The following is a 20,828-nucleotide window of genomic DNA, read 5'->3' as shown; positions in this document are numbered from 1 at the left end:
ACCTTGAACGCCGTTCAAGTTTCTGGGGCAGGTCACCGCCCCACTCCTCGAGGAGCCACCGTGTCAGATGTCGACAGCAGTACCCGCCAGCCGAGCCGTAAGGTCAGCCGAATGAACGTCTCCGCCCGCGACATGGCGCAGATCGCAGTGTTCGCAGCACTCATCGCCGCGCTCGGTCTGCCGGGATCGATCACAGTCGGGTTCTCGGGCGTCCCCATCACCCTGCAGACCCTCGGCATCATCCTGTCGGGCGCGATCCTCGGACCACGCAAGGGCACGGCCGCGGTCCTGGTGTTCCTCGCCCTGACGATGATCGGCCTGCCGCTGCTGGCCGGAGGACGCACCGGTCTCGCCGCCATGGCCGGGCCCACCGTCGGCTACCTCGTCGGCTGGATACCGGCCGCGTTCCTGATCGGCCTGCTCACTGCGCGCATCCTGCCCAAGTACTCGATCGCGCTAGGCCTACTGATCAACGCCGTCGGCGGAATCGTGGTCGTCTACGCGTTCGGCATCATCGGACTCGTTCTGCGCACCGACGTCGGACTCTGGGCCGCCGTCACCTCCAACGGACCGTTCCTGCCCGGCGACATCGCGAAGGTCGTCGTCGCCACCGTCGTCGCCAAGAGCGTCCATCGCGCGTACCCGGGCCTGATCAAGGCGTGAATCTGACGCTGGGAGGTCGAGGCCGCGACAACGACACCGCCATCTCCTGGGCGGGTCGCACACTCACCTACGCCGAACTCGACGCAGCCGTCGAGCAGTGGCCTCACCTCCCGGTGCACGGCGCTCGATTTCACGACGCATCAGCACTGGAGCTGCCGGACGCGTTGATCTGCGTTTTCGCGGCAGCCAGGCAGGGCAGTGCTGTCCGGGTCGAGGATCCGGGCGCCCGTCCCGAGCGCCCTGCGCATATCGATCCCGACGCGTTCCTGCTGGTGGCAACCTCGGGCTCCACCGGCCGGCCGAAACCGCTCGCTCGCACGGCCGCGTCGTGGGTAGACAGCTTCCCCGAGTTCACCGACATATCCGATATCCGCCCGACCGACACCGTGCTCATAACCGGACCGCTGCACGCCACGATGCACCTGTTCGCCGCGGTGCACGCACTGTGGCTGGGGGCATGCGTCACCGACGATCCCGCGCAGGCCACTGCTGTCCACGCGGTGCCCGCGGTACTCCGTGACGTCCTCTGCCGGATGCCTCATGCCCGGATTGCCGTCGCTGCCGGAGCCGGCCTCGATGATGCTGCCGCGCAGACGATCTCGGCGCAAGGCGTCAGGCTGGTCGAATACTACGGCTCGGCGGAGTTGTCGCTGGTGGCGGCGAGGGTGGTGGGCGAACAATCGTCGCTGAGGCTGCTCCGGGATGTCGAAGCACGCACCGAGGACGGGCACCTGTTCGTTCGATCGCCGTACGCCGCGCTGGGTGCGCGCGATTGGTTCGGCGTCGGTGATCTGGCCGAACTGAACGGCTCCGAACTCCTCGTCTACGGCCGCGGAGATGCAGCGATCAACGTGGGCGGAACCACCGTCATCGCCGAGGACGTGGAAAGCATCCTGACCGGGCTCGACGGCGTCCGAGCTGCGGCAGCAATCGGCACACCGCACGCGGTTCTCGGCGAAACGGTCTCAGCCGTCATCGAACTCGACGGAACCCGCGACCTCGACCTGGTGCGCGCCGACGCTCGCGCAATCATGGCCAAGGAGGCGCTGCCGCGACGCTGGACGGTGGTGCAGCAGTTGCCCCGCACCGCGAGCGGCAAGATCGCCCGAAGGGCCCTGCTGTGAATGTGTCTGCTTCGAACAGCCCAGTCATCGTTGCGGGCAAGCGTTCGGCAATCGGTATCGCCGGGCACGGCTTCGCCGATGTCACCGCCCCGAACCTCGCCGCGCCCGTGCTGAAAGCTGTTGCAGCAGAGATCAGCTCGCTCGACATTCCCATCGACGACGTGATGCTCGGCAACTGCCTCGGTCCCGGCGGTGATGTCGCACGGGTCTCGGCGCTGCTCGCGGGCCTCGGTGTCGGAGTTCCCGGAGTCACCGTCGATCGGCAGTGCGGATCCGGGCTCGACGCAGTGGCGCAGGCCGCGTCGCGCATCCGCAGCGGTGAAGAGACGCTGATACTGGCCGGTGGCGTCGAATCTGCCAGCACCAGCCCGTGGAGGTTCTGGCCACCGGTCGACGGCGAAGAACCTATCCGCTACACCCGAGCGCCGTTCGCTCCGCACGGCTTCGCGGACCCGGACATGGGTGTGGCAGCCGACAACCTCGCGCGAATCCGCGGTATCGGGCGCGAACGCCAAGATGCCTACGCTGCACGGTCGTTCGCGCGCGCGGCGGCCTGCGACTTCTCGGCCGAAATCGTCAAAGTGAACGAGGTCGCAACCGACGAGCGCATCCGCCCAAACATGACCGCCCAGCGACTCGGCAGACTGCGTCCCACATTCACCCCAGCCGGCACGTTCACCCCAGCCGGCACGGTGACCGCGGGCAACTCGTGCGGAATATCCGACGGCGCAGCGGTTCTGGCCATCACCACCGCCGAGCGGGCGGCCGGGATGCCGGCGTTGCGCATCCTCGGCAGTGCCGTCGCAGGGTCCGACCCGGCTCTTCCCGGGCTGGGTCCGGTGCCGGCGATCGAGAAGCTGCTCGCCCGCACCGGGGTGGGCCTCGCCGACATCGACACCATCGAAATCACCGAGGCTTTCGCGTCGGTCGTGCTCGCGGTCTCGGATGAATTGGGTCTCGACGAGGACCGCATCTGCCCGCAAGGTGGAGCCATAGCGATGGGGCATCCGTGGGGAGCTTCAGGCGCAATTCTGCTGGTACGGTTGGCCTCTCGAATGCTGCAACCCGGGGGTCCGGCACTGGGCCTGGCGGCCTGCGCCATCGGCGGCGGGCAGGGAATAGCGATGCTGGTGGAACGAGCGACATGAGCAGGGTCATATGAGCACAATCAAGTTCGAGAACATTTCGCACTCGTTCGGAGAACGGCAGGTGCTGCACGGCATCGATCTCGAGTTCGACGAGCGCCGGATCGGCATCATCGGCTCCAACGGTTCCGGCAAGTCGACGCTCGCGCGGATGATCAACGGTCTGATCAAACCCGATACGGGCCGTGTCACGGTCGACGGTATCGACGCCGCCAAGAAGGGCGCGCAGGTACGCAAGAAGGTCGGCTTCGTGTTCACCGATCCAGATTCGCAGATCGTGATGCCCACTGTCGCCGAGGATCTCGCGTTCTCGCTGCGCAGGTCCGGGTTGAACAAGGCCGAGGTGGCCGAGCGGGTGGAGGAGATTCTGGTCCGCTTCCGTCTCGATCAGCACCGCGACCATCCGGCGCATCTGCTCTCCGGTGGACAGAAGCAATTGCTGGCGATCGGTGCCGTCCTCATCCGACGACCGGAGGTGGTCGTGGCGGACGAACCGACCACGCTGCTGGATCTGCGGAACGGACGCGTCGTCGCGCAGGCTCTGGATTCGATGGATCAGCAAGTCATCGTCGTGACCCACCAACTGGCCCTGCTGGACAGCTTCGAGCGCGTCATCGTCATCGACGACGGCCGCATCGCGTTCGACGGCACCCCCGCCGCCGCGGTCCCGGCCTATCGGGAGCTGATCGGATGATCGGTCTCTACCGGCCCGGTACCTCGCTGCTGCACCGGATGAGCCCGGGATCGAAGCTGCTGGCGCTGATCCTCGCGATCCTGGGGACGGTGATCTTCGCGCGCACTCCGCTCGAGGTCGCAGCGGTAGCGGTACTGGTCGCGGCATTGTTCGCGGTGGCTCGCATTCCAGCGAAAGTCGCACTGGCGCAACTGCGTCCGGTGCTGTGGATGCTGCTGATCATCGGCGTCTTCCAGGTGATAATCACGACCTGGCAGCGCGCCGTCGTGGTGTGTGGGGTGCTGGTGATCTCCGTTGCACTGGCAGCTCTCGTCACCCTCACCACCCGCGTGACCGACATGCTCGATACCGTCACCCGAGCGCTCGGCCCCGTCCGCCGCTTCGGCGTCGACCCGGATCGCATCGGGCTGCTGCTGGCCCTGGCCATCCGATGCATCCCTCTGCTCGCGTCCATCGTCCAAGAGGTGTCACAGGCGCGTAAGGCACGCGGACTGCAGTGGTCGATGACGGCACTGGCAACGCCGGTTCTGGTGCGGGCCCTTCGCACCGCCGACGCGATGGGAGACGCCCTCGTCGCGCGCGGCGTAGATGATGACGGTGACGATGACGAGTGAACTCCTCGCCGCCCGGATAGCGCGGCATTTCGACCGCTCCGAGGCAGCCGTGGTCGACGCGACCGGGGCGATCACCTACCGCGAATTCTGGGACCGGGTGACGCGTGCGGCGTCCGCAGTGGCAGGGATGCGTCGCATCGCGGTTCTGCCGACGTCGGACATCGGGTCGTTGGTGGTCGTCGTCGCGGCGATGCATGCCGGGGTGAGTGTCGTTCTGCTGCATCGGCATTTGTTGGCTCCGGAATTCGCCGATGTCGTGGCGGTCTGCGAGCCCTCGCTGATTGTCGCGCACCCGCGTCAGCACGCGAGAGTGCACGGTTGGGGTGCAGTCGACGTGTTCGCACCCGAGGACATGGCTGCCAAGACAACCGCCGCGCCCACCCCCACACCGGATTCCGAGTTGCTCGTGGGCGTCACTTCGGGAACCACCGGTCCGCCCAAGTTGTTCGTGCGGAATCAAGCGTCGTGGGCGGCGACGCTGGATCGCTCCGATGCCTTGTTCGATCTCGGTCCGGGAGATCGGGTGTCCGCACCGGGCACTCTCGATCACACGCACTTTCTCTACGGCGCACTGCACGGGCTCACCCGCGGGGCGACGGTCGACCTACGAGGGCCCACGGCAGCTCTCGAAGGTGCTGCGACACATCTGTATTCGGTCCCGACCATTGCGTGGGACATCGCTCGCTCGGGAGTGCGATCGAACAGTGTCCGTGAGGTGCTCTCGTCCGCGGCGCGATGGGCGGAGCCGGGGAGGGCCGCTCTGGCGGCGGTACTTCCGAACGCGGCGCTGACACATTTCTACGGGGCGTCCGAGCTCAGTTTCGTTTCCTACGACCGAAGCGAAATCGAAGGCACCGAGGTCCGCGGTCAGCTGTTCGACGGGGTCGAGGTCGAGATCAGGGACGATCTGCTCCACGTCCGCAGTGACATGCTGTTCGACGGCTACCTGAGCCGAGTGGGAGGCCACACCACCCTGACGAACGGGCCGGTCGACGGGTGGATGACCGTCGGCGATCGCGGCAGTGTCGAAGAGGGCCGACTGACCTTGCACGGCCGCGGCAGCGAGACGATCGTCCGGGCCGGTCTCACGGTGGAGTTGACCCCGATCGAGGCAGCCCTGCTCGCAGTTCCCGGTGTGCTCGAGGCCGGGGTGGTCGGGTTGCCCAACGACAGAACCGGTGAGGAGCCTGCTGCCGGAGTCGTTGTGGCGCAGACCGATTCGATATCCGTGGCTCGGATTCGCCGCCACCTGCGCACCGTGCTGCCGGGGCCGAGCCTGCCCGTGGTGATCGCCGTCGTGGACGCTCTTCCGCGTACGCCGCGCGGCAAACTCGACCGTCAGGCTCTGGCGGCAACCTTGGCCACGGTGCGGACTGTAGGCTCGCCGGATGCTCCGGTGACGACGAACCAGACGGTCAACGCGCTGCCCTCGTAGCGGTGGCGCAGAGTGACCCGTTCACCCGCCAGCACCGGGCTCAGGTATTCGATGACGGCGCGGTGCGGCGACGCGGCCAGCTCGGGCACGTCGACCAGCAACTCCTCGATCGCGTGCCAGTAGACCGCATTGTTGAGGTGGTCGAACGGATCGATATCGGTTGCGCGCAAGGGGAACTGCACATCCGTGGTCGATTCGGCCGGCACCGGCTCGGTCAGCCATGCCTTCCATCGCAACCGGTGTTGATCGGTGGTTCGCGCCAGCATTTCCAGGGCGCCGTCGCTGATGCGGGTCGGCATTCCGGTGTCCTTGCTGATGTTGATCCAGAAGCCCTCGGTCTCGATGCGCCCACCCTTCGGTGTCGTCAGTGCCACGCGCATGTTCGACCACCGCGTCGACATCGACGAACACCAACGCCGCATGTGCACTCGGTCCGGGAAATGGATCGGCTCGAAGACGTCGATGACGGTGCGCCGCACGATCCACATGGGATCCGTCTTGCCCAGGGGAGTGGCGTCGAGGTTGTCGGTACCGATGTCCTGCAGATAGCGGGCAACGCCGTCGAACCGAAGTCGGTTGTTCGGATCGATGTCGCCGGTTCGCACCGGCCAGTCGGTCTCGAAACCCTCACCGGGCGGCGGCTCCGGTGCCAGTTCGTCGTCGAAGCCTGCCGGTTCCACACGTGCATTGGTCACGTCCGCACTGTACGCGCGCACCTACACGATGTGACGGGCGCGCATACCGTCGAACACCGGTGCCACGCGCACCACGTCGCCGCGTTGGGGTGCGTGGACCATCTGGCCGTTGCCCATGTAGATCGCCACGTGGCCCGGCCCGGCCGGTCCGAAGTTACCGAACAGCAGATCGCCCGGTTGCGCCAGTTCCATCGGAATCTCGCTGCCCACGTTCCACTGAGTTTCCGAGGTTCGGGGCAGCGTCACCTTTCCGCCCGAGGCCTTGTAGAGGGCATACGACGTCAGACCCGAGCAGTCGAATCCGCCGCCGGACGGTCCGTTGATGTTGCCGCCGCCCCACACGTACGGCAGCCCCAGGTAGTCCATCGCCAACTGCACCGATCGTCCGCCGATTCCGGTGAGGTCGAGTCCGGCGAACGGGGTCAGGATGGCGGCGAACTGCGTTTCGGTCGCCCGGATGCGAGAGACGTACGGCTTGGTCTGCGTCTCGTAATCGAATGTGCCAGAGGGCATACCGCCCGATCGCAGCACCGCTCCCGCGCCGGCGTTGTATCCGGCCAGGGTCAGATCCAAGGTGTCACCGGATACCTTGCCCTCGCGCTTCCATCCGTCTACCTGCCCGTAGATATCGCACAGCAGTGTGCCCGACGCCATCACCGAATCACCGATGCTGTTGACGTCGGTGACACCGTTGCCGTCGTAGTCCTTGCCGTAGGTCGCCCAGGTTCCTGGCATGAACTGCCCTGGCCCCTGCGCGCCGGTGCTCGAGACCGGAGCAGTGGGGCCGTGCCGAAAACCGTTCTCGGCGGCATACAGTGCCGCGATGGTCGTCGCTTTGACGCCGCCGCAGATGTTGCCCGCCTTCTGCAGCCACGGCACGAATGCGGTGATGGCTCCCACAGCACCCAAGCCGATCGCGCCCACGTTGATGCCGGTGAACGTGGCGGGTTGACCGGGAAACAGCGCACGCCTGATGGCCTCGGCCGACGCCATGAACGCGGTCTGGGTGGCGATATCGGCGGCGGTGTACGTACGGCCGGCGAATTGAACGGCACCGGCACCGAGCGCGGCTGCGGTGGTGGACACCGCATTCGACGACCCAGCGCCCGAGGAGAACACACTGAACGGCAGTGGCGCGCTGGGTACCGCCGCAGCGAGAGCGGCAGGAGCGGCGGTAACAACATCTGTCGCCGCCGCAGCAGGATCGGTGGCACTGGCCGGATCAGCGGTATCGGCTGCTTCTGTGTCCACTGCTTCGATGTCTTCCACCGTCGGCAGATCGGGGAGCATCGGTTCGGCGGCGGTGTGCAGGCCCTCGGCGGCGTCGGAGAGGGTGCGGTCGGCGATGTCGGCGGCCGGTTCGGGCATGGTGCCCAGTAGTTCGGTCCACTGATCGCTCATCGTCTTCGCCTGATCTTCGGCGTTGGCGGCAATGTCTGCCGCCTGGTCCTGCACCGCCTGATCGGGAATCGGAGCCGGGGCGTCGGTTCCGGCGACTACACCGGCGGCGGACACGATGACGGCAACGATGACTGCGAATGGATCGCCTGCCATGTATCGACTCCTGCTACTCGAACGATCTTCCCCGAGCCAGGAGCTGTGATCAGTCTCACTCGGGTGCTGCACCCATCATGCACGGTGCAGACGTTCGACTCATGAGATTCGCAAAAGGAAATGCAGGGTTGTCGGAGCAGTATTTTCAAACCAAAGTTGCCCAGTAGTCCGAGAACCGGATTCCGATGAGCGCGACGACGATTGCGTACCACACGGCGAGCAGCGTCCAGCGCCATTCCAGGAAGAGTCGGCCGACGGTACCGCCGCTGTTCGGGCCGGAGCCGACCAATCGGCTCAGAGCCAGCACGAACAACGGCATCGTCACCGCCCACACCACCATGCAGTAGGGGCACAGGGCGTTGATCACGTACAGGCTCTCGAAGATCAGCCAGTGCACGAAGACCTCGCCGAGCAGCAGGCCTGCACTCAGTCCGAGCCAGAACCAGTGCGGTAGTTCGACGCGGCCGAGCCAGAGAACCCCGGCGACGAGGGCAATGGAGAAGGCGACGATGCCGAGGATGGGGTTCGGAAAACCGAACAGCGCAGCCTGTTTCGTCACCATCACCGAGCCGCACGAGAGCACCGGATTCAGGCTGCACGACGGGACGTACGACGCGTCCTCGAGCAGTTTGAATCGCTCGATCGTCAGCGTCATCGCGGCGAGTAGCCCGAGCGCGCTGAAGACGGTGAATACAACAGCGCCTGCGCGTGTCCTCATGGCGACCGGCTGCCGCTCAGTTACCGGCAGCGGCGGCGAGGATGTTCTCCGGCGTCGGGAAGGAGATGTCGGTGCCGTTGACGCGCACGTTCGGCGTTCCGTTGATGCCTTCGCCGAGGACCGACTGTGTCTGGGTGGTGACCCAATCGGTGTAGCTGCCGTCGGTGATACACGACGCGACGGCGGGGGAGTCGGCCCCTACAGAGGCGGCGATCGCGACGAGCTCGTCGTTCGTCAGTCCGGTTCCGCCCTCGGCCGGCTGCTGCTCGAACATGGTGGTGTGCCAGTTCATCCAGTTGTCGCGGTCGTTCTCGGCGACGCAGATGGCGGCGCTTGCCGCGCGGGTGGAGTACATGGTTCCGTTCGAGAACCGGTCGAGAATGGAGATGGGGCGGTAGTCGACGGCGACATTTCCCGCGTCGGCCAGCTGCTGCAACGTCGATCCGCTGATGGCCTCGAAGTTCTTGCACGCCGGGCACTGGAAGTCCTCGACGACGCTGACGACGGTGGTGGCATCGGGGTTGCCGAAGCGGATGGCACCGTCGTCCGTCACCGACGTGGGAGTGAGCTGGGTGCCGGTCGATTCGCCGGAGCCTGCGGCGGAAGATGCATCCCCCGACGTCGAATCCTTGTTGAGGATGAAGAGGGCAATCGCCGCCACGAGCGCGATCAGAACGACTGCGACGACGATCTGGATCAGAGTCCGACGATTCTTGTCGCCGTTCTGCATGGCCTTGATGTCTTTCGAGACGTTCTTGCTCGTGTTCACGGCGACCAGTTTATGCAGTACAACCTGAGTGTCAGATGAGAGCTGGGTTGAACGAGAGCTGTGTCAGATAAGTGCAGCCAGACGTTCGATGGCGAATCGGTATCCGTCGATCCCGAGTCCGGCGATGACGCCGCTGGCGATGGGGGAGACGAAGGAGTGGTGCCGGAACTCCTCACGGGCGTGCACGTTGGAGATGTGCACCTCGATGATCGGCACCTCGGGGATGACGAGGGCGTCGCGCAGCGCCACCGAGGTGTGCGTCAGTCCGCCCGGGTTGATGACGATGCCCGACGCCACCCCGCGGGCCTCGTGGATCCAGTCGATGAGCTGACCCTCGTGGTTGGACTGCTCTGCCTTGACGGTGAGCCCGTGCTCGGCGGCGGTCTTCTCGCACAGGGCGACGACATCGGCGAGGGTGGCGTGGCCGTACACCTCCGGCTGCCTGGTGCCGAGCATGTTCAGATTCGGCCCGTTGAGCACCAACAGCTGCTTGGCCACGACGTCGCTCCATTTCTTGCTTCGGGTACTACTGCCCGCTCCGAGTACTACCGGCTACGACTATTCCACAGCGTGGTTGACACAATCGTCCGGTGAGTACTGGCAAGGCAGTCTGGGTGGTGTGGGGCGTCGGCGTCTTCGCCTACATCGTCGGAGTGCTGCATCGAACGTCGTTCGGCGTCGCCGGGCTGAGTGCGGCGGATCGATTCTCGGTGTCGCCGTCGCTGCTGTCGTCGTTCGTGGTGCTGCAGGTGATCGTCTACGCGGGGATGCAGATCCCGGCCGGGGTGCTGTTGGATCGCATCGGTTCGCGCAAGATGATCGCCGCAGGCGCGCTGATCATGGCGTCGGCACAGATCACGCTGGCGTTGACGGAGTCGCTTCCGTCGCGGTGGTCGCCCGCGCGTTAGTCGGCGTGGGCGATGCTCTCACCTTCATCTCGGTGCTGCGGTTGGTGCCGGTGTGGTTCACGCCGCGGCGAGTGCCGATCGTCTCGCAGCTGACCGGTCTGCTCGGCCAGCTCGGCCAGGTGCTCTCGGCGGTCCCGTTCCTGATTCTGCTGAACGGCCCCGGTTGGACGTTCGCGTTCGGTAGCGCAGCGGCACTCGGTCTCCTTGCTCTCGTACTGGTTCTCGCGCTCGTCAGGGATCGCCCCGACGACGGAGCTGCCCCCGTGTTCGAACCGACGACGCTGAAACAGACCCTCGCCTCCATCGCCGAGGTGTGGCGACGCCCCGGCACCCGGCTCGGCTTCTTCTCGCACATGGGTACCCAGTTCTCCATCACGGTGTTCGCGTTGCTGTGGGGTGTTCCGTATCTGACGTCGGCACAGGGCCTGTCGGCGTCGACGGCCGGAGCGTTGCTGACGGTGTCGGTGGCATCGGCGGTGGCGTCGGGCATCGTGGTTGGTGTTCTCACCGGGCGTTATCCGATGCGACGGTCGTGGCTGGTGCTGGCGATCATGATCGGCAACGCGACCATGTGGGCGATCGTGTTGGCGTTGCCCGGGCCCGCTCCGCTGTGGTTGCTGGTGTTGCTCGTGGTGGTGATCTCGGTGGGTGGCCCCGGTTCGGTGATCGGGTTCGACCTCGCGCGAACGTTCAATCCGAGCGCCAATCTGGGGACGGCGCAGGGGATGGTGAACATCGGTGGTTTCCTGGCGTCGCTGTTGGTGATCGCGGCGATCGGCTGGATTCTCGACGCGATGGGCGGCTACACCTTCGACGGATTCCGGGTGGCGCTGCTCGCGCAGTTCCCGGTGTGGATTGTCGCGATCATCGGTGTCCTGTCGACGCGTCGCAAGACTCGTAGGGTGCTCGCTGCCGAAGGCATTCACCCGCACACGATGCGTGAGGTGCGGGACCGGATTCGCCGCAAATAAACCTTTGCGCAGACGGCGTTCTGCGCGCATGCTGGTGTCCCGAATATCGTTGTAAGACACAAGTGAATGCTACGTAAAGGTGAATCCAAGAGATGGTTACCGAGCCAGAAGTGAAGCCCGCGACCGGCGAGTATTCGCATCGCGAGATCATGACGATTCTGTCGGGCCTGATGATGGGCATGTTCCTCGCCGCCCTCGACCAGACCATCGTCTCGACGTCCGTTCGGACCATCGCCGACGACCTCAACGGGTTCTCGGTTCTGGCCTGGGTGACGACGGCCTACCTCATCACCTCGACGGTCTCGACCCCGTTGTACGGCAAGCTGTCCGACCTGTACGGGCGCAAGCCGTTCTTCATGACGGCCATCTCCATCTTCGTCGTCGGGTCCATGCTGTGCGGGATCGCGACGTCGATGTACGAACTCGCTGCCTTCCGTGCCATTCAAGGTCTCGGTGCGGGCGGTCTGATGTCGATGGCGCTGGCCATCATCGGCGATATCGTCCCGCCGCGTGAACGGGCCAAGTATCAGGGGTACTTCCTGGCCGTGTTCGGTACCTCCAGCGTGCTCGGGCCGGTCATCGGTGGACTGCTCGCAGGGCAGTCGTCGATCCTCGGAATCACCGGCTGGCGTTGGATTTTCTACATCAACGTCCCGCTGGGGATCATCGCGCTCGTCGTCGTGTGGCGAGTGCTGAACCTGCCGGTCTACCGCCGCGAGGCGCGCGTCGACTGTTGGGGCGCAGTGCTTCTCAGCGTCGGCCTCGTGCCGCTGCTCATCATCGCCGAGCAGGGTCGCGTGTGGGGATGGAGCTCGCCGCGGGCCCTGCTGTGCTTCGGAATCGGCATCGTCGGCGTCATCGCGTTCGTGCTCGCCGAGATCAAGATGGGCGACGACGCCCTGATCCCCATGCGTTTCTTCCGAAACCCGTTGTTCTCGTTGTGTATTGCTGTCAGCGTCATCGCCGGCGCAGCCATGTTCGGTGGCATCTCGCTACTGCCGCAGTACCTGCAGGTGGTCAAGGGATCCTCGCCGACGCTGGCCGGTTACCAGACCCTGCCCCTCGTCGGTGCCTTGATGGTCGCGTCGATCGTCTCGGGTCGCATGATCTCGAAGACGGGGCGGTACAAAATCTTTCCGATCGTCGGTACTGCACTGATGGCCATCGCGATGTTCGTCTTCCACTACGTGCACGCCGATACCCCGCTGTGGCAGACGATGGTCGTGACGGGCGTGTTCGGCCTCGGTCTCGGGTCGATGATGCAGCCGTTGACCCTGGCCATCCAGAACGCGATGCCGCCCAAGGACATGGGTGTATCCACCTCTGCCGCAACGTTCTTCCGGCAGATCGGTGCGACGGTCGGTGTGGCGGTGTTCCTGTCGATGCTGTTCACGCAGCTGACCCCCAAGACGGGTGACGCGCTGATTGCCGCGAGTTCGACGCCGGAGTTCCAGCAAGCAGTGCAGAGCGCCGCAACCAGTTCCGATCCACTGGAATCCGGTTTCGCCCAGGCCATCGCCTCGGGTGACGCCTCCGTCGCGGGCAGTGCGCTGCAGGACAGTTCGTTCATTCAGAAGCTCGAACCCGCACTGGCCGAGCCGTTCCGCATCGGGTTCTCCGACGCCATGGACTACGTGTTCCTGGCCGTGTCGATTCTGATGGTCCTCGGTTTCGTGCTGGTCCTGTTCCTGAAAGAGGTTCCGCTGCGGACGATGTCGGGCCTGGCTGCGGCTCAGCAGCAGCGTGACGAAGAGAAGGCACAGGAGGCGGGACCCGGCTTGCTGTAGAAGCTGTGACTTTAGAAGCTGTGACTTTAGAAGCTGTGAAGCGTTTCGCCCGCGGTGTCGGCGGGTTTCATCGCGGCGCGATGGTGCTCACGAGACCTGCGAACAGGACGTCCAGGCCATGCTCGAGCTCGTGGGCACCGTCGTACGCGGTGATGAGCGGCGGCAGCGTGGACAGCAACGGAAATTCGTCGGCGGGGAGTCGGCGCAACGCCAGGCTGAGGCGGTCGCCGGTCTCGTCCGGATTCTCGGTCATTTCCTGGGTCTCGCTCAGTACGTGACCTCGGAGGAAGGATTTGAGCAGCCGATAGGTCGACAACGCCTCGGGTGCGGTGAATCCTGCGTTGGTCATCAACGCCATCACGCTTTCGAGTGACCGCAAAGACCTCGTGGTGCCCAGCCCGAGCGGCGTCCGATGTGGGCGAGTGGACAGCAGAATTGCCGCATGTGGGTGCTCGAGTGCGAGACGCCGATAGTGTCGGGCGAACAAGCGAAGCTGTCCCTGCCAGTCGGGGTCCGTTCGGTCGACCGTGACGAGCGGGCTGAGAATCGAATCGGCGATGGCGTCGAGCAGGGCCTCCTTCGTCGGAAGGTACCGGTACACCGTCATCGGATCGCGATCGATCGACGTCGCCAGGCTGCGGATCGAGAGGCTGTCGAGTCCGGTTCGGTCGACGATGGACAGTGCGGCCGACACCACGTAGTCGCGGTCGATCTTGTCCCTGGAGTGTGGGCCGAATCGGTCTGTAGTGGACATCGGCTGGCACCCCTTTCGAAAAGCTGTGAACCGACCGGTAAGTAGCGTCAAATAAACTTGTTGTTCACCAACACTTTTCGCTTGACGCACGATGCTACACGTGGTGTGCTGTAGCTCTACACCGTAGAGATACGGGGAAACTCTTAGTTGCGGAGTGGGCCAAGAGCCTCCGCTTACTTCTCACTCCTATCGCTGTGTTGCAAAAAGCCGGCAGGCGATGCCATCGAAGTGCACAGACCGCGAGACCTCGACGCCCCTGGTGTATTCCAGTGAACATCGTCGAAAGTCGCGACATCACTTGCAACGCAATCGAACTCGTCGGGGGATCGATGCGTGACCCACGAAGCGTGGCAGCACGCCCGCTTCGTCCCCCCACCAGCAGATCGGTATGTAATCCATGCTTGCTCCGCAGCGCACCCATGCGTCCACCATCACCGGCCGCAGCAAGACGCTCGTTCCTTTAGTAGGAACAATTGCCCTGGCCACCAGCGCTCTCATGCTGGTCAGTGCCCCACTGGCGCTGGCCCAGCCCACCACGGTGGGCCTCGGAACCGCAGAGACGTTCGCTGTGCTGGCCGGCTCCACAGTCACCAACACCGGCACCTCGACCATCAGCGGCGACGTCGGCGTCAGTCCAGGCGAGGGTGAGCCGCCGAGTGTCACCGGTTTTCCGCCCGGCTTGGTCACGGTCGGGGTGATCCACGACCGCGATACCGTTGCTGCACAAGCACAGTCGGATCTCACCGTCGGTTACAACGACGCGGCCGGTCGAACCGGCCCTGCGGACGTCGGGGTCGAACTCGGCGGGCAGACTCTCTTGGCGGGACTGTACGGAGGCTCGGGCACGCTCGGCCTGACCGGAACACTGACACTCGATGCGCAAGGCAACTCCAACGCAGTGTTCATCTTCCAAGCGGCATCGACGCTGATCACTGCCTCGAACAGTCGGGTATCGCTCACCAACGGGGCGAATCCATGCAACGTGTTCTGGCAGATCGGCAGCTCCGCGACACTGGGCACCGACACCCAGTTCGTCGGCACCGTCATGGCGCTGGCGTCCATCACCGCGACCACCGGTGCCACCGTCGACGGACGCTTGCTCGCCCGGATCGGTGCCGTGACGTTGGACTCGAACCGCATCACCAGCCCGAACTGTGCAACCGTTCCGCCGACGACCACAACACCCCCGGTGACCACTACGCCTCCGGTCACGACAACGCCCCCGGTCACGACAACGCCCCCGGTGACCACGACCCCTCCGGTGACGACTACCCCTCCGGTCACCACGACGCCTCCCGGTGACGGCGGCGGAACGCCGGGTACCCCGGGTGACGGTGGCGGAACGCCGGGTACCCCGGGTGACGGTGGCGGAACGCCGCCGATCGTCATCGAAGTACCCCCGATCCCAGGCCTGCCGCCCGTCCCCGGCATCACGATCCCGGCGATCCCCGGTATCCCGAATGTGCCGAACCAGCCGAATGTGCCGAACCAGCCGAACGTGCCGAACCAGCCGAACGTGCCCAATCAGCCGAACGTGCCCAACACGCCTGATCAGCCGAACACCCCCAACACACCCGGTGTTCCGAATCAGCCGAACACGCCGAGCGGCCCGGATCAGCCGGGCACGTACAACCCGGGTGGGCAGATCACGCAGATCCCGAACGGTGGCGTCGACACCGGTGACGGCAGTACTGTGTCGTCCTCTGACGCAACGCCGTTCGTTGCGATCTGGACATTGCTGGCCGTGCTCGCGGTCGGTGCAGTCTCTGCCTTGACTCTGACTCGTCGTCGGCACTGATCGGTGAACCCTACCGTCGAGGTATCAGTACCTCTCGCTGAATCCGCCCGCACCACGATCCGTCATCGGGTCGTGGTGCGGGCGGTGGCAGCGGCGTTCCTCATGCTGCTGTTCCTGGTTACCGGGTGTGCAACGCCGTCGGATACCGTTCCCTTGCAGACTGATTCGACGTCCTCGGTTTCTTCTGCTCCTGCAGCCGTCGCCCCGACAGACGAGGGTGTTTCCGAATCGTCGGTTGCCGGGTCACCGCCTGCGCGCCTCGAGATCGGTGCGATCGGTGTCGACTCCGATGTGATGGGTCTGGGTCTGCGTCCGGACGGCACGATGGAAGTTCCACCGGTCGGTTTCCCGGCCGGTTGGTACACCGGGTCGCCGGTTCCGGGGCAACTGGGACCGTCGATCGTTGCGGGGCATGTGGATTGGGACGGCAGCCCCGGCGTTTTCTACCGGCTCCGCGATCTCCGACAGGGTGACGATGTCACCGTCGTCAGCCAGGACGGAAACACTGTCCGGTTCGTCGTCAGCGCGGTGGAGCAGTATCCGAAGGATGCCTTCCCCACCGACAAGGTCTACGGAGACATCGATCACCCAGGCTTGCGTTTGATCACCTGTGGCGGCCAATTCGATTCGGACATATCGAGTTACGACGACAACATCGTCGTGTACGCAGATCGCGTCTGAACGAGCTCTTTCGCTCACAGCAAGTTCGCAGGCTGCTCCCAGCCGGGCCGACGGTCCATCGCACACTCTCGTAGTCGACAACTTCGACGAACAGGATGTGCGATGACTGCCCAACTCGACCGACCGGCCGCGATGCCTCCGTCGCACGCCCGCCAGCCGTCCTGGCAGAACACGTGGTGGTATCGCCGCCGGCACCTGCTCGGTCTGCTGATTCTGCTCGCGGCCACGGCAACGCTGTACCTGTGGAATTTGACGGCAAGTGGATACGCGAACACGTTCTACGCCGCCGCGGTGCAGGCCGGTACCAAGGACTGGACGGCGTGGTTCTTCGGATCCCTCGACTCCGAGAACTTCATCACCGTGGACAAGCCGCCGGCCTCGCTGTGGGTCATGGGTCTGTCGGCTCGACTGTTCGGGTTCTCGAGCTTCGGTCTGCTTCTGCCGCAGGCATTGATGGGTGTCGCCTCGGTCGCGACGGTGTATGCCGCGGTCAAGCGTGTCGCGAACCCCATGGCCGGTTTGCTCGCCGGCTTTACCCTGGCATCGGTGCCGGCGGCGGCATTGATGTTCAACTTCGACAATCCCGACGCGCTGCTGGTGCTTCTCATGACACTCGGCGGCTACTTCGTCGTGCGATCTCTGCAGACAGCGGCCGGAAGGCGGGCCGCGATGTGGCTCGCTTTTGCCGGCGTGGCGCTGGGGTTCGCGTTCCTCACGAAGATGCTGCAGGGGCTGCTGGTGTTGCCGGCGTTCGGTCTCACGTATCTCGTTGCAGGACAGGCTCAGTTGCGGGCCAGATTGCTGCATCTGGTCGGGGCCTCGGCCGCTCTCGTGGTCGCCGCCGGGTGGTTGGTGACGGTCCAGCTCTGGCCGGAAAGTGCCCGACCGTACATCGGTGGGTCCACCGACAACACCGTGGTGGATCTGGTGCTCGGGTACAACGGGCTCGGCCGCATCTTCGGCAACAGCGGCGGAGGTGGCATGGAGGCTCCGGCCGGGATGAGCGCTGGGGCAGCCGGGTCCAGCTTCGGCGGCTCGACCGGTCTGGATCGGCTGTTCGGCAGTGAGATGGGCATCCAGATCTCCTGGCTGATCCCGACGGCCCTGGTGGCGCTGGTCTTCGGGCTGATCGCTCGTGGCCGAGCACCGCGAACCGACCTCCTGCGTGCGTCCCTGATTCTGTGGGGCGGGTGGTTCCTGGTGACGGCGTTGATCTTCAGCTACATGTCCGGAACCATCCACCCGTACTACACCGTCGCGCTCGCCCCGGCTTTGGCCGGGATGATCGGAACCGGTGGTTACGCACTGTGGCTCAGACGTGAATCGATCTGGGGCAGAGCCGGTATGGCATCGATGATGATCGCAGCCGGGGTCTGGAGTTGGGTACTGTTGCATCGCAACGCGGACTGGCTACCGGCATTGAAGTGGATCCTGTTGGTGGGAACCATCGTTGCGGCCGTGATGATCCTGGCGGCCGGGCGATACCGAAGGCTCACTGCGGCTGCGCTGATTCTCGGAGCCGTGGCAGGTCTGGGCGGCGGCGCGTCGTATGCCATCGCTACGACGACCAATGCGCACAGTGGTTCCGTCCCCACCGCAGGTCCGACCGGTGCAGTCAGCGACGGCGGTCCCGGCGGAATGCCAGGCGGTGGAATGCCGAGCGGTGGAATGCCCAGTGGCGGAATGCCGATCGATGCGATGCCAAGCGATGCTATGCCGAGCGGTGATGCGGGCCTGCCTGCTGATGCTGCCGATCTTCCGGCCGGTTTTGCCGGCGGCAACGTGGGCGGCGGGATGGCCATGGGCGGCATGGGCGGTGAGTCCAACGAGGAGTTGGCTGCGCTGCTCGAGTCGACGACCACGAAATGGTCTGCTGCAGTAAATGGTTCGATGTCGGCTGCGGGTTACGAGTTGGCGTCCGACACGGCGGTGATGGCCATCGGCGGGTGGAGCGGAGATCCTGCGCCGTCGCTCGACGAGTTCATCCAGTACGTGGCCGATCATGAAGTGACGTACTACGTCTCGGGCGGTATGGGCGGGGGCATGGCGCGCGGAGGTTTGGGCGGCGACTCTGAGAGTACGTCCTCACAGATCCAGGAATGGGTCGAGGCGAACTTCACCGCCACCACGGTCGGCAGCGCGACGGTGTACGACCTCAGCACCTACACAGGCTGACACCGACCGAACGGAGCGACAGCCAGAAGGCACAGCTGTTCCACCGCGGACACTTCGACTGCGGTGGAACTTCTGTGTACTGAACCGAGATTCATCAGAAAGGCGGAGGATCATCGTCCGATGCTGAGGTAGGTACCGGCGCGGGCAGCGGCTGGATGATCTCCAGGCTCGACGTATCCGACTGTATCGCTTGACCTTTGGGCCTGCGATAGACGGCGGGCAGGTGGCTCAGGTCTGCGAGTTGCGTGGTGCCGGGAACCGTAACCGCTGAAGTGCCGGCATTCGAGACCCAGAACTCGACGCCATCGGCGAGCATCACCGGAGTCCACAGACCCATGGTCTTGAGGCTGTGGTGGTAGCGGCACAGGCAGTGCAGGTTGGTGTCGATGGTCCAGCCTCCCGACGAGGGATCGCGATGGAAGTACGGGACGATGTGGTCGATTTCGCACTGTTCGGCCGGGACGTCGCAACCCGGATGTCGGCAGGTGCGATCGCGGTACCGAATACGTTCCGCCAGTGCGACAGTCGGGCGATAGATGAGGGTTCCGGGTGGTGGCAGCTCGAGACCGCCGTGACCGTCCGGGTACAGCGCGATCCCGAGAGCTGGATCCGATGCGATCGCTGCTTCGAGTTCGGCAACGAAAGTGTAAGTACCGCGATACGGAGTGGCGACACAGCTGTTCCGTGGTGGTTGTGCGGACTTCGGCGCCCGCGGGTGCCGAGGAGCAATACCGCCGACACGGCGACGACCACGCCCCAGCGGATGAAACACCAGATGTGAGGTGCTGCCCTTGGACCTGCTGTTACTCGATTTGCCTACCTTGGATCCTCTGGGCTTCTTCTGGCCATTTTTCGATCTGCTGTTGTTCGTGCTGCCGGTGCCGGTGCCGCTGTCGGCTCTGCTCTCGGCACCTTTGTCACCAGTGCCTGCGCCTGCGCCGGTATCGGTATCGGTATCGAGGTCGATGAGTGACTCCAGGTCTTCGCCGTAACCGAGATTCTCCGCCAGATCGCGGGCTTCGGTGAGCAGGATCTGCCAGTGTGCGTTGTCGGCGAGTTCACGGGCGTACTCGGCATCGATGGGACCGTGGCCGGCAAGGTGGGCAGGATTGGACAGCAGACCGGCGAGCGTGGCGAGGTCCACCGTGATCACCGTCAGCGGTGCCCGTCGATCAGGACGCACAGAATCGGCCGTACAAGGATTGTCGTCATCGGGTTCGCACTTGCAGACCACCGACGACTCCTGCTGCAGTAGAGCAACATACGCTGCTGCACGCTTCTGCCCCTTGTTCCGCGGATCTCGACGGCAGACGGTAGCGGCCATCTCGTTGATCAACTGCCAGGCAGCTGCGGCGTCGGCGGCGGTGAGGTCGGCCTTCAGCGTCGACAGCACGTCTTTGTCGGTGTACGTGACGTTCGTGTGCCGTTCCAAGTCCTTACGCAGAGCGGCGGCCTGCTCGGGCGCGATGCGATACATGATCGACCAGATTTCCGTCGCCAGGGGACCAGGTGACAGGCGTCGGGCAGCGTGCAGAACCTCGCCTTGGACGGCCGTCGCCGCGTCCTTCGTCAGGTTGTGGGTACAGCGGTATATTGCGCGGACGCGGGCAAGGTCGAGTTCGCCGGCCTCGAACGCGGCCGCGACGGTAGGAAGCCGTAGCCGAAGGTCCATTCCTACCTCGGCGTACGTGTTCGCAACAGTCTTCGAGCAACCGAGAACGCGTGCAACTTCGGATGCCGCATAGTTGCCCGCGTCCTGAATGACATCACCGACAAGCACGTTCTGATGGATGCACGAGTCCCAGATAGCTGCGGCCAGAGCGACCTTGCGAGCGCACGCCTGATTCTCCAGAATCGCAACGTCGCGAATTTCGCCCAGCACTGTGCTGTCGATATACGGCTTCGGTTGCGGCCCGAGATAGGCCGCGAACCGACTGCGCGTCGAACTGGATGTGATCACTGTGTAGTCGCCCCCCGGCACGTGTTCCGACTAGAAGTAGAACGTACGTTCGATGGTACGGCGCAGTACGAAGTTCGTCAACCCCAATTCTGTTGTGCCGAGGAAGGATTGATCGAAACGGCCTATACACCCAGCCGCCGACAATTTTATTCGACTCCGACGCCGCGTAAGGCTCCAGGATGATCACGAGCCAGAACTACCCCGCCTTCGAGGTGAGCCCGGTATCGATTCCCGGAACTGATGCCGTCGCACCCGAGCTCCTGTGCGGCCTGTAGGGCATGCCGATGTTCGTCACCGTCCCCCCGCGAATCTCGCTGAATCGACCGAAATTCCGAACCCGAGCTCTCGGTTTCTTCGACCTCTTCGCGCTGGCCAGTGGCATC

General features: G+C 64.7%; 17 protein-coding genes and 1 pseudogene. 11 read left to right on the top strand and 7 right to left on the bottom strand.

Going from position 1 to position 20,828, the window contains the following annotated elements; translation table 11 throughout:
* The first annotated feature begins 111 nt into the window (after nt 1–111).
* Genes QM590_RS13965 through QM590_RS13940 form a run of 6 tightly spaced genes read left to right on the top strand, consistent with a single transcriptional unit; the run spans nt 112 to nt 5,675 of the window.
* Complete coding sequence (locus tag QM590_RS13965; RefSeq protein WP_269595394.1) at nt 112–663, top strand: biotin transporter BioY; 552 nt, start codon at nt 112–114, stop codon at nt 661–663.
* Nucleotides 660–1,787, top strand: coding sequence for an AMP-binding protein (locus QM590_RS13960; RefSeq protein WP_269595348.1), 1,128 nt, complete (start codon nt 660–662; stop codon nt 1,785–1,787). Before QM590_RS13965 ends, QM590_RS13960 begins: the two co-directional genes overlap by 4 nt.
* Complete coding sequence (locus QM590_RS13955; protein ID WP_269595347.1) at nt 1,784–2,935, top strand: thiolase family protein; 1,152 nt, start codon at nt 1,784–1,786, stop codon at nt 2,933–2,935. Before QM590_RS13960 ends, QM590_RS13955 begins: the two co-directional genes overlap by 4 nt.
* A 10-nt stretch (nt 2,936–2,945) precedes the next feature.
* Nucleotides 2,946–3,626, top strand: a complete 681-nt coding sequence (locus QM590_RS13950; protein ID WP_269595346.1) for an energy-coupling factor ABC transporter ATP-binding protein — start codon at nt 2,946–2,948, stop codon at nt 3,624–3,626.
* Nucleotides 3,623–4,240: an energy-coupling factor transporter transmembrane component T family protein gene (locus QM590_RS13945; RefSeq protein WP_269595345.1), complete on the top strand. Its 618-nt coding sequence runs from the start codon at nt 3,623–3,625 to the stop codon at nt 4,238–4,240. The genes QM590_RS13950 and QM590_RS13945 overlap by 4 nt, the downstream gene beginning before the upstream one ends.
* A complete protein-coding gene (locus QM590_RS13940; protein WP_269595344.1) occupies nt 4,230–5,675 on the top strand; it encodes an AMP-binding protein in 1,446 nt (481 codons plus the stop codon). The genes QM590_RS13945 and QM590_RS13940 overlap by 11 nt, the downstream gene beginning before the upstream one ends.
* On the opposite strand, the gene QM590_RS13935 is transcribed toward QM590_RS13940, so the two are convergent.
* The 5 genes from QM590_RS13935 to aroQ all read right to left on the bottom strand — a co-directional run bounded on the left by QM590_RS13935 (nt 5,579) and on the right by aroQ (nt 9,909).
* Entirely contained in the window at nt 5,579–6,370 is a 792-nt protein-coding gene (locus QM590_RS13935) for an acyl-[acyl-carrier-protein] thioesterase (RefSeq protein WP_411741342.1), read from the bottom strand. The genes QM590_RS13940 and QM590_RS13935 overlap by 97 nt on opposite strands.
* A gap of 21 nt (nt 6,371–6,391) precedes the next feature.
* Nucleotides 6,392–7,924, bottom strand: a complete 1,533-nt coding sequence (locus tag QM590_RS13930; RefSeq protein WP_269595343.1) for a C40 family peptidase — start codon at nt 7,922–7,924, stop codon at nt 6,392–6,394.
* 145 nt (nt 7,925–8,069) lie between these two features.
* Nucleotides 8,070–8,642, bottom strand: coding sequence for a vitamin K epoxide reductase family protein (locus tag QM590_RS13925; protein ID WP_269595342.1), 573 nt, complete (start codon nt 8,640–8,642; stop codon nt 8,070–8,072).
* Between the two features lie 16 nt (nt 8,643–8,658).
* Entirely contained in the window at nt 8,659–9,411 is a 753-nt protein-coding gene (locus QM590_RS13920) for a DsbA family protein (protein ID WP_269595341.1), read from the bottom strand.
* A gap of 63 nt (nt 9,412–9,474) precedes the next feature.
* Nucleotides 9,475–9,909: a type II 3-dehydroquinate dehydratase gene (gene aroQ, locus QM590_RS13915; protein ID WP_082899543.1), complete on the bottom strand. Its 435-nt coding sequence runs from the start codon at nt 9,907–9,909 to the stop codon at nt 9,475–9,477.
* A 92-nt stretch (nt 9,910–10,001) separates the two neighbouring features.
* On the opposite strand from aroQ, the pseudogene QM590_RS13910 reads away from it, so the two are divergent.
* Nucleotides 10,002–11,290 (top strand): annotated as a pseudogene (locus tag QM590_RS13910) (MFS transporter).
* Nucleotides 11,291–11,382: 92 nt separating this feature from the next.
* Nucleotides 11,383–13,077, top strand: coding sequence for an MDR family MFS transporter (locus QM590_RS13905; protein ID WP_269595340.1), 1,695 nt, complete (start codon nt 11,383–11,385; stop codon nt 13,075–13,077).
* A gap of 67 nt (nt 13,078–13,144) precedes the next feature.
* On the opposite strand, the gene QM590_RS13900 is transcribed toward QM590_RS13905, so the two are convergent.
* Entirely contained in the window at nt 13,145–13,831 is a 687-nt protein-coding gene (locus QM590_RS13900) for a TetR/AcrR family transcriptional regulator C-terminal domain-containing protein (protein WP_269595339.1), read from the bottom strand.
* Nucleotides 13,832–14,228: 397 nt separating this feature from the next.
* On the opposite strand from QM590_RS13900, the gene QM590_RS13895 reads away from it, so the two are divergent.
* From QM590_RS13895 to QM590_RS13885, 3 genes are all read left to right on the top strand, one after another.
* The gene (locus QM590_RS13895) at nt 14,229–15,629 is read left to right on the top strand and encodes an ice-binding family protein (protein ID WP_269595338.1); all 1,401 of its coding nucleotides are present in this window, start codon (nt 14,229–14,231) and stop codon (nt 15,627–15,629) included.
* 3 nt (nt 15,630–15,632) lie between these two features.
* Nucleotides 15,633–16,310 carry a class F sortase gene (locus tag QM590_RS13890; RefSeq protein ID WP_269595337.1) on the top strand — a complete coding sequence of 226 codons (678 nt, stop codon included), beginning with the start codon at nt 15,633–15,635 and terminating at the stop codon, nt 16,308–16,310.
* Between the two features lie 102 nt (nt 16,311–16,412).
* On the top strand, nt 16,413–18,485 hold the full coding sequence (locus tag QM590_RS13885) for an ArnT family glycosyltransferase (protein ID WP_269595336.1): 2,073 nt from the start codon (nt 16,413–16,415) through the stop codon (nt 18,483–18,485).
* A 94-nt stretch (nt 18,486–18,579) separates the two neighbouring features.
* On the opposite strand, the gene QM590_RS13880 is transcribed toward QM590_RS13885, so the two are convergent.
* Nucleotides 18,580–20,445, bottom strand: a complete 1,866-nt coding sequence (locus tag QM590_RS13880; RefSeq protein WP_269595335.1) for an HNH endonuclease signature motif containing protein — start codon at nt 20,443–20,445, stop codon at nt 18,580–18,582.
* Nucleotides 20,446–20,828 lie beyond the last annotated feature (383 nt).

The organism is Rhodococcus sp. IEGM 1372 (assembly GCF_030056835.1).
Lineage (GTDB): Bacteria > Actinomycetota > Actinomycetes > Mycobacteriales > Mycobacteriaceae > Rhodococcoides.
The sequence above is the reverse complement of the archived record's forward strand: the minus strand, read 5'-3'. Positions and strand labels throughout refer to the sequence as shown.

What these genes read in the sequence shown, in the direction of transcription:
- QM590_RS13965 (WP_269595394.1), top strand. Translation starts at nt 112, where the DNA reads ATGAACGTCTCCGCCCGCGACATGGCGCAGATCGCAGTGTTCGCAGCA.
- QM590_RS13950 (WP_269595346.1), top strand. Translation starts at nt 2,946, where the DNA reads ATGAGCACAATCAAGTTCGAGAACATTTCGCACTCGTTCGGAGAACGG.
- QM590_RS13945 (WP_269595345.1), top strand. Translation starts at nt 3,623, where the DNA reads ATGATCGGTCTCTACCGGCCCGGTACCTCGCTGCTGCACCGGATGAGC.
- QM590_RS13940 (WP_269595344.1), top strand. Translation starts at nt 4,230, where the DNA reads ATGACGAGTGAACTCCTCGCCGCCCGGATAGCGCGGCATTTCGACCGC.
- QM590_RS13930 (WP_269595343.1), bottom strand. Translation starts at nt 7,924, where the DNA reads ATGGCAGGCGATCCATTCGCAGTCATCGTTGCCGTCATCGTGTCCGCC.
- QM590_RS13925 (WP_269595342.1), bottom strand. Translation starts at nt 8,642, where the DNA reads ATGAGGACACGCGCAGGCGCTGTTGTATTCACCGTCTTCAGCGCGCTC.
- QM590_RS13905 (WP_269595340.1), top strand. Translation starts at nt 11,383, where the DNA reads ATGGTTACCGAGCCAGAAGTGAAGCCCGCGACCGGCGAGTATTCGCAT.
- QM590_RS13900 (WP_269595339.1), bottom strand. Translation starts at nt 13,831, where the DNA reads ATGTCCACTACAGACCGATTCGGCCCACACTCCAGGGACAAGATCGAC.
- QM590_RS13895 (WP_269595338.1), top strand. Translation starts at nt 14,229, where the DNA reads ATGCTTGCTCCGCAGCGCACCCATGCGTCCACCATCACCGGCCGCAGC.
- QM590_RS13885 (WP_269595336.1), top strand. Translation starts at nt 16,413, where the DNA reads ATGACTGCCCAACTCGACCGACCGGCCGCGATGCCTCCGTCGCACGCC.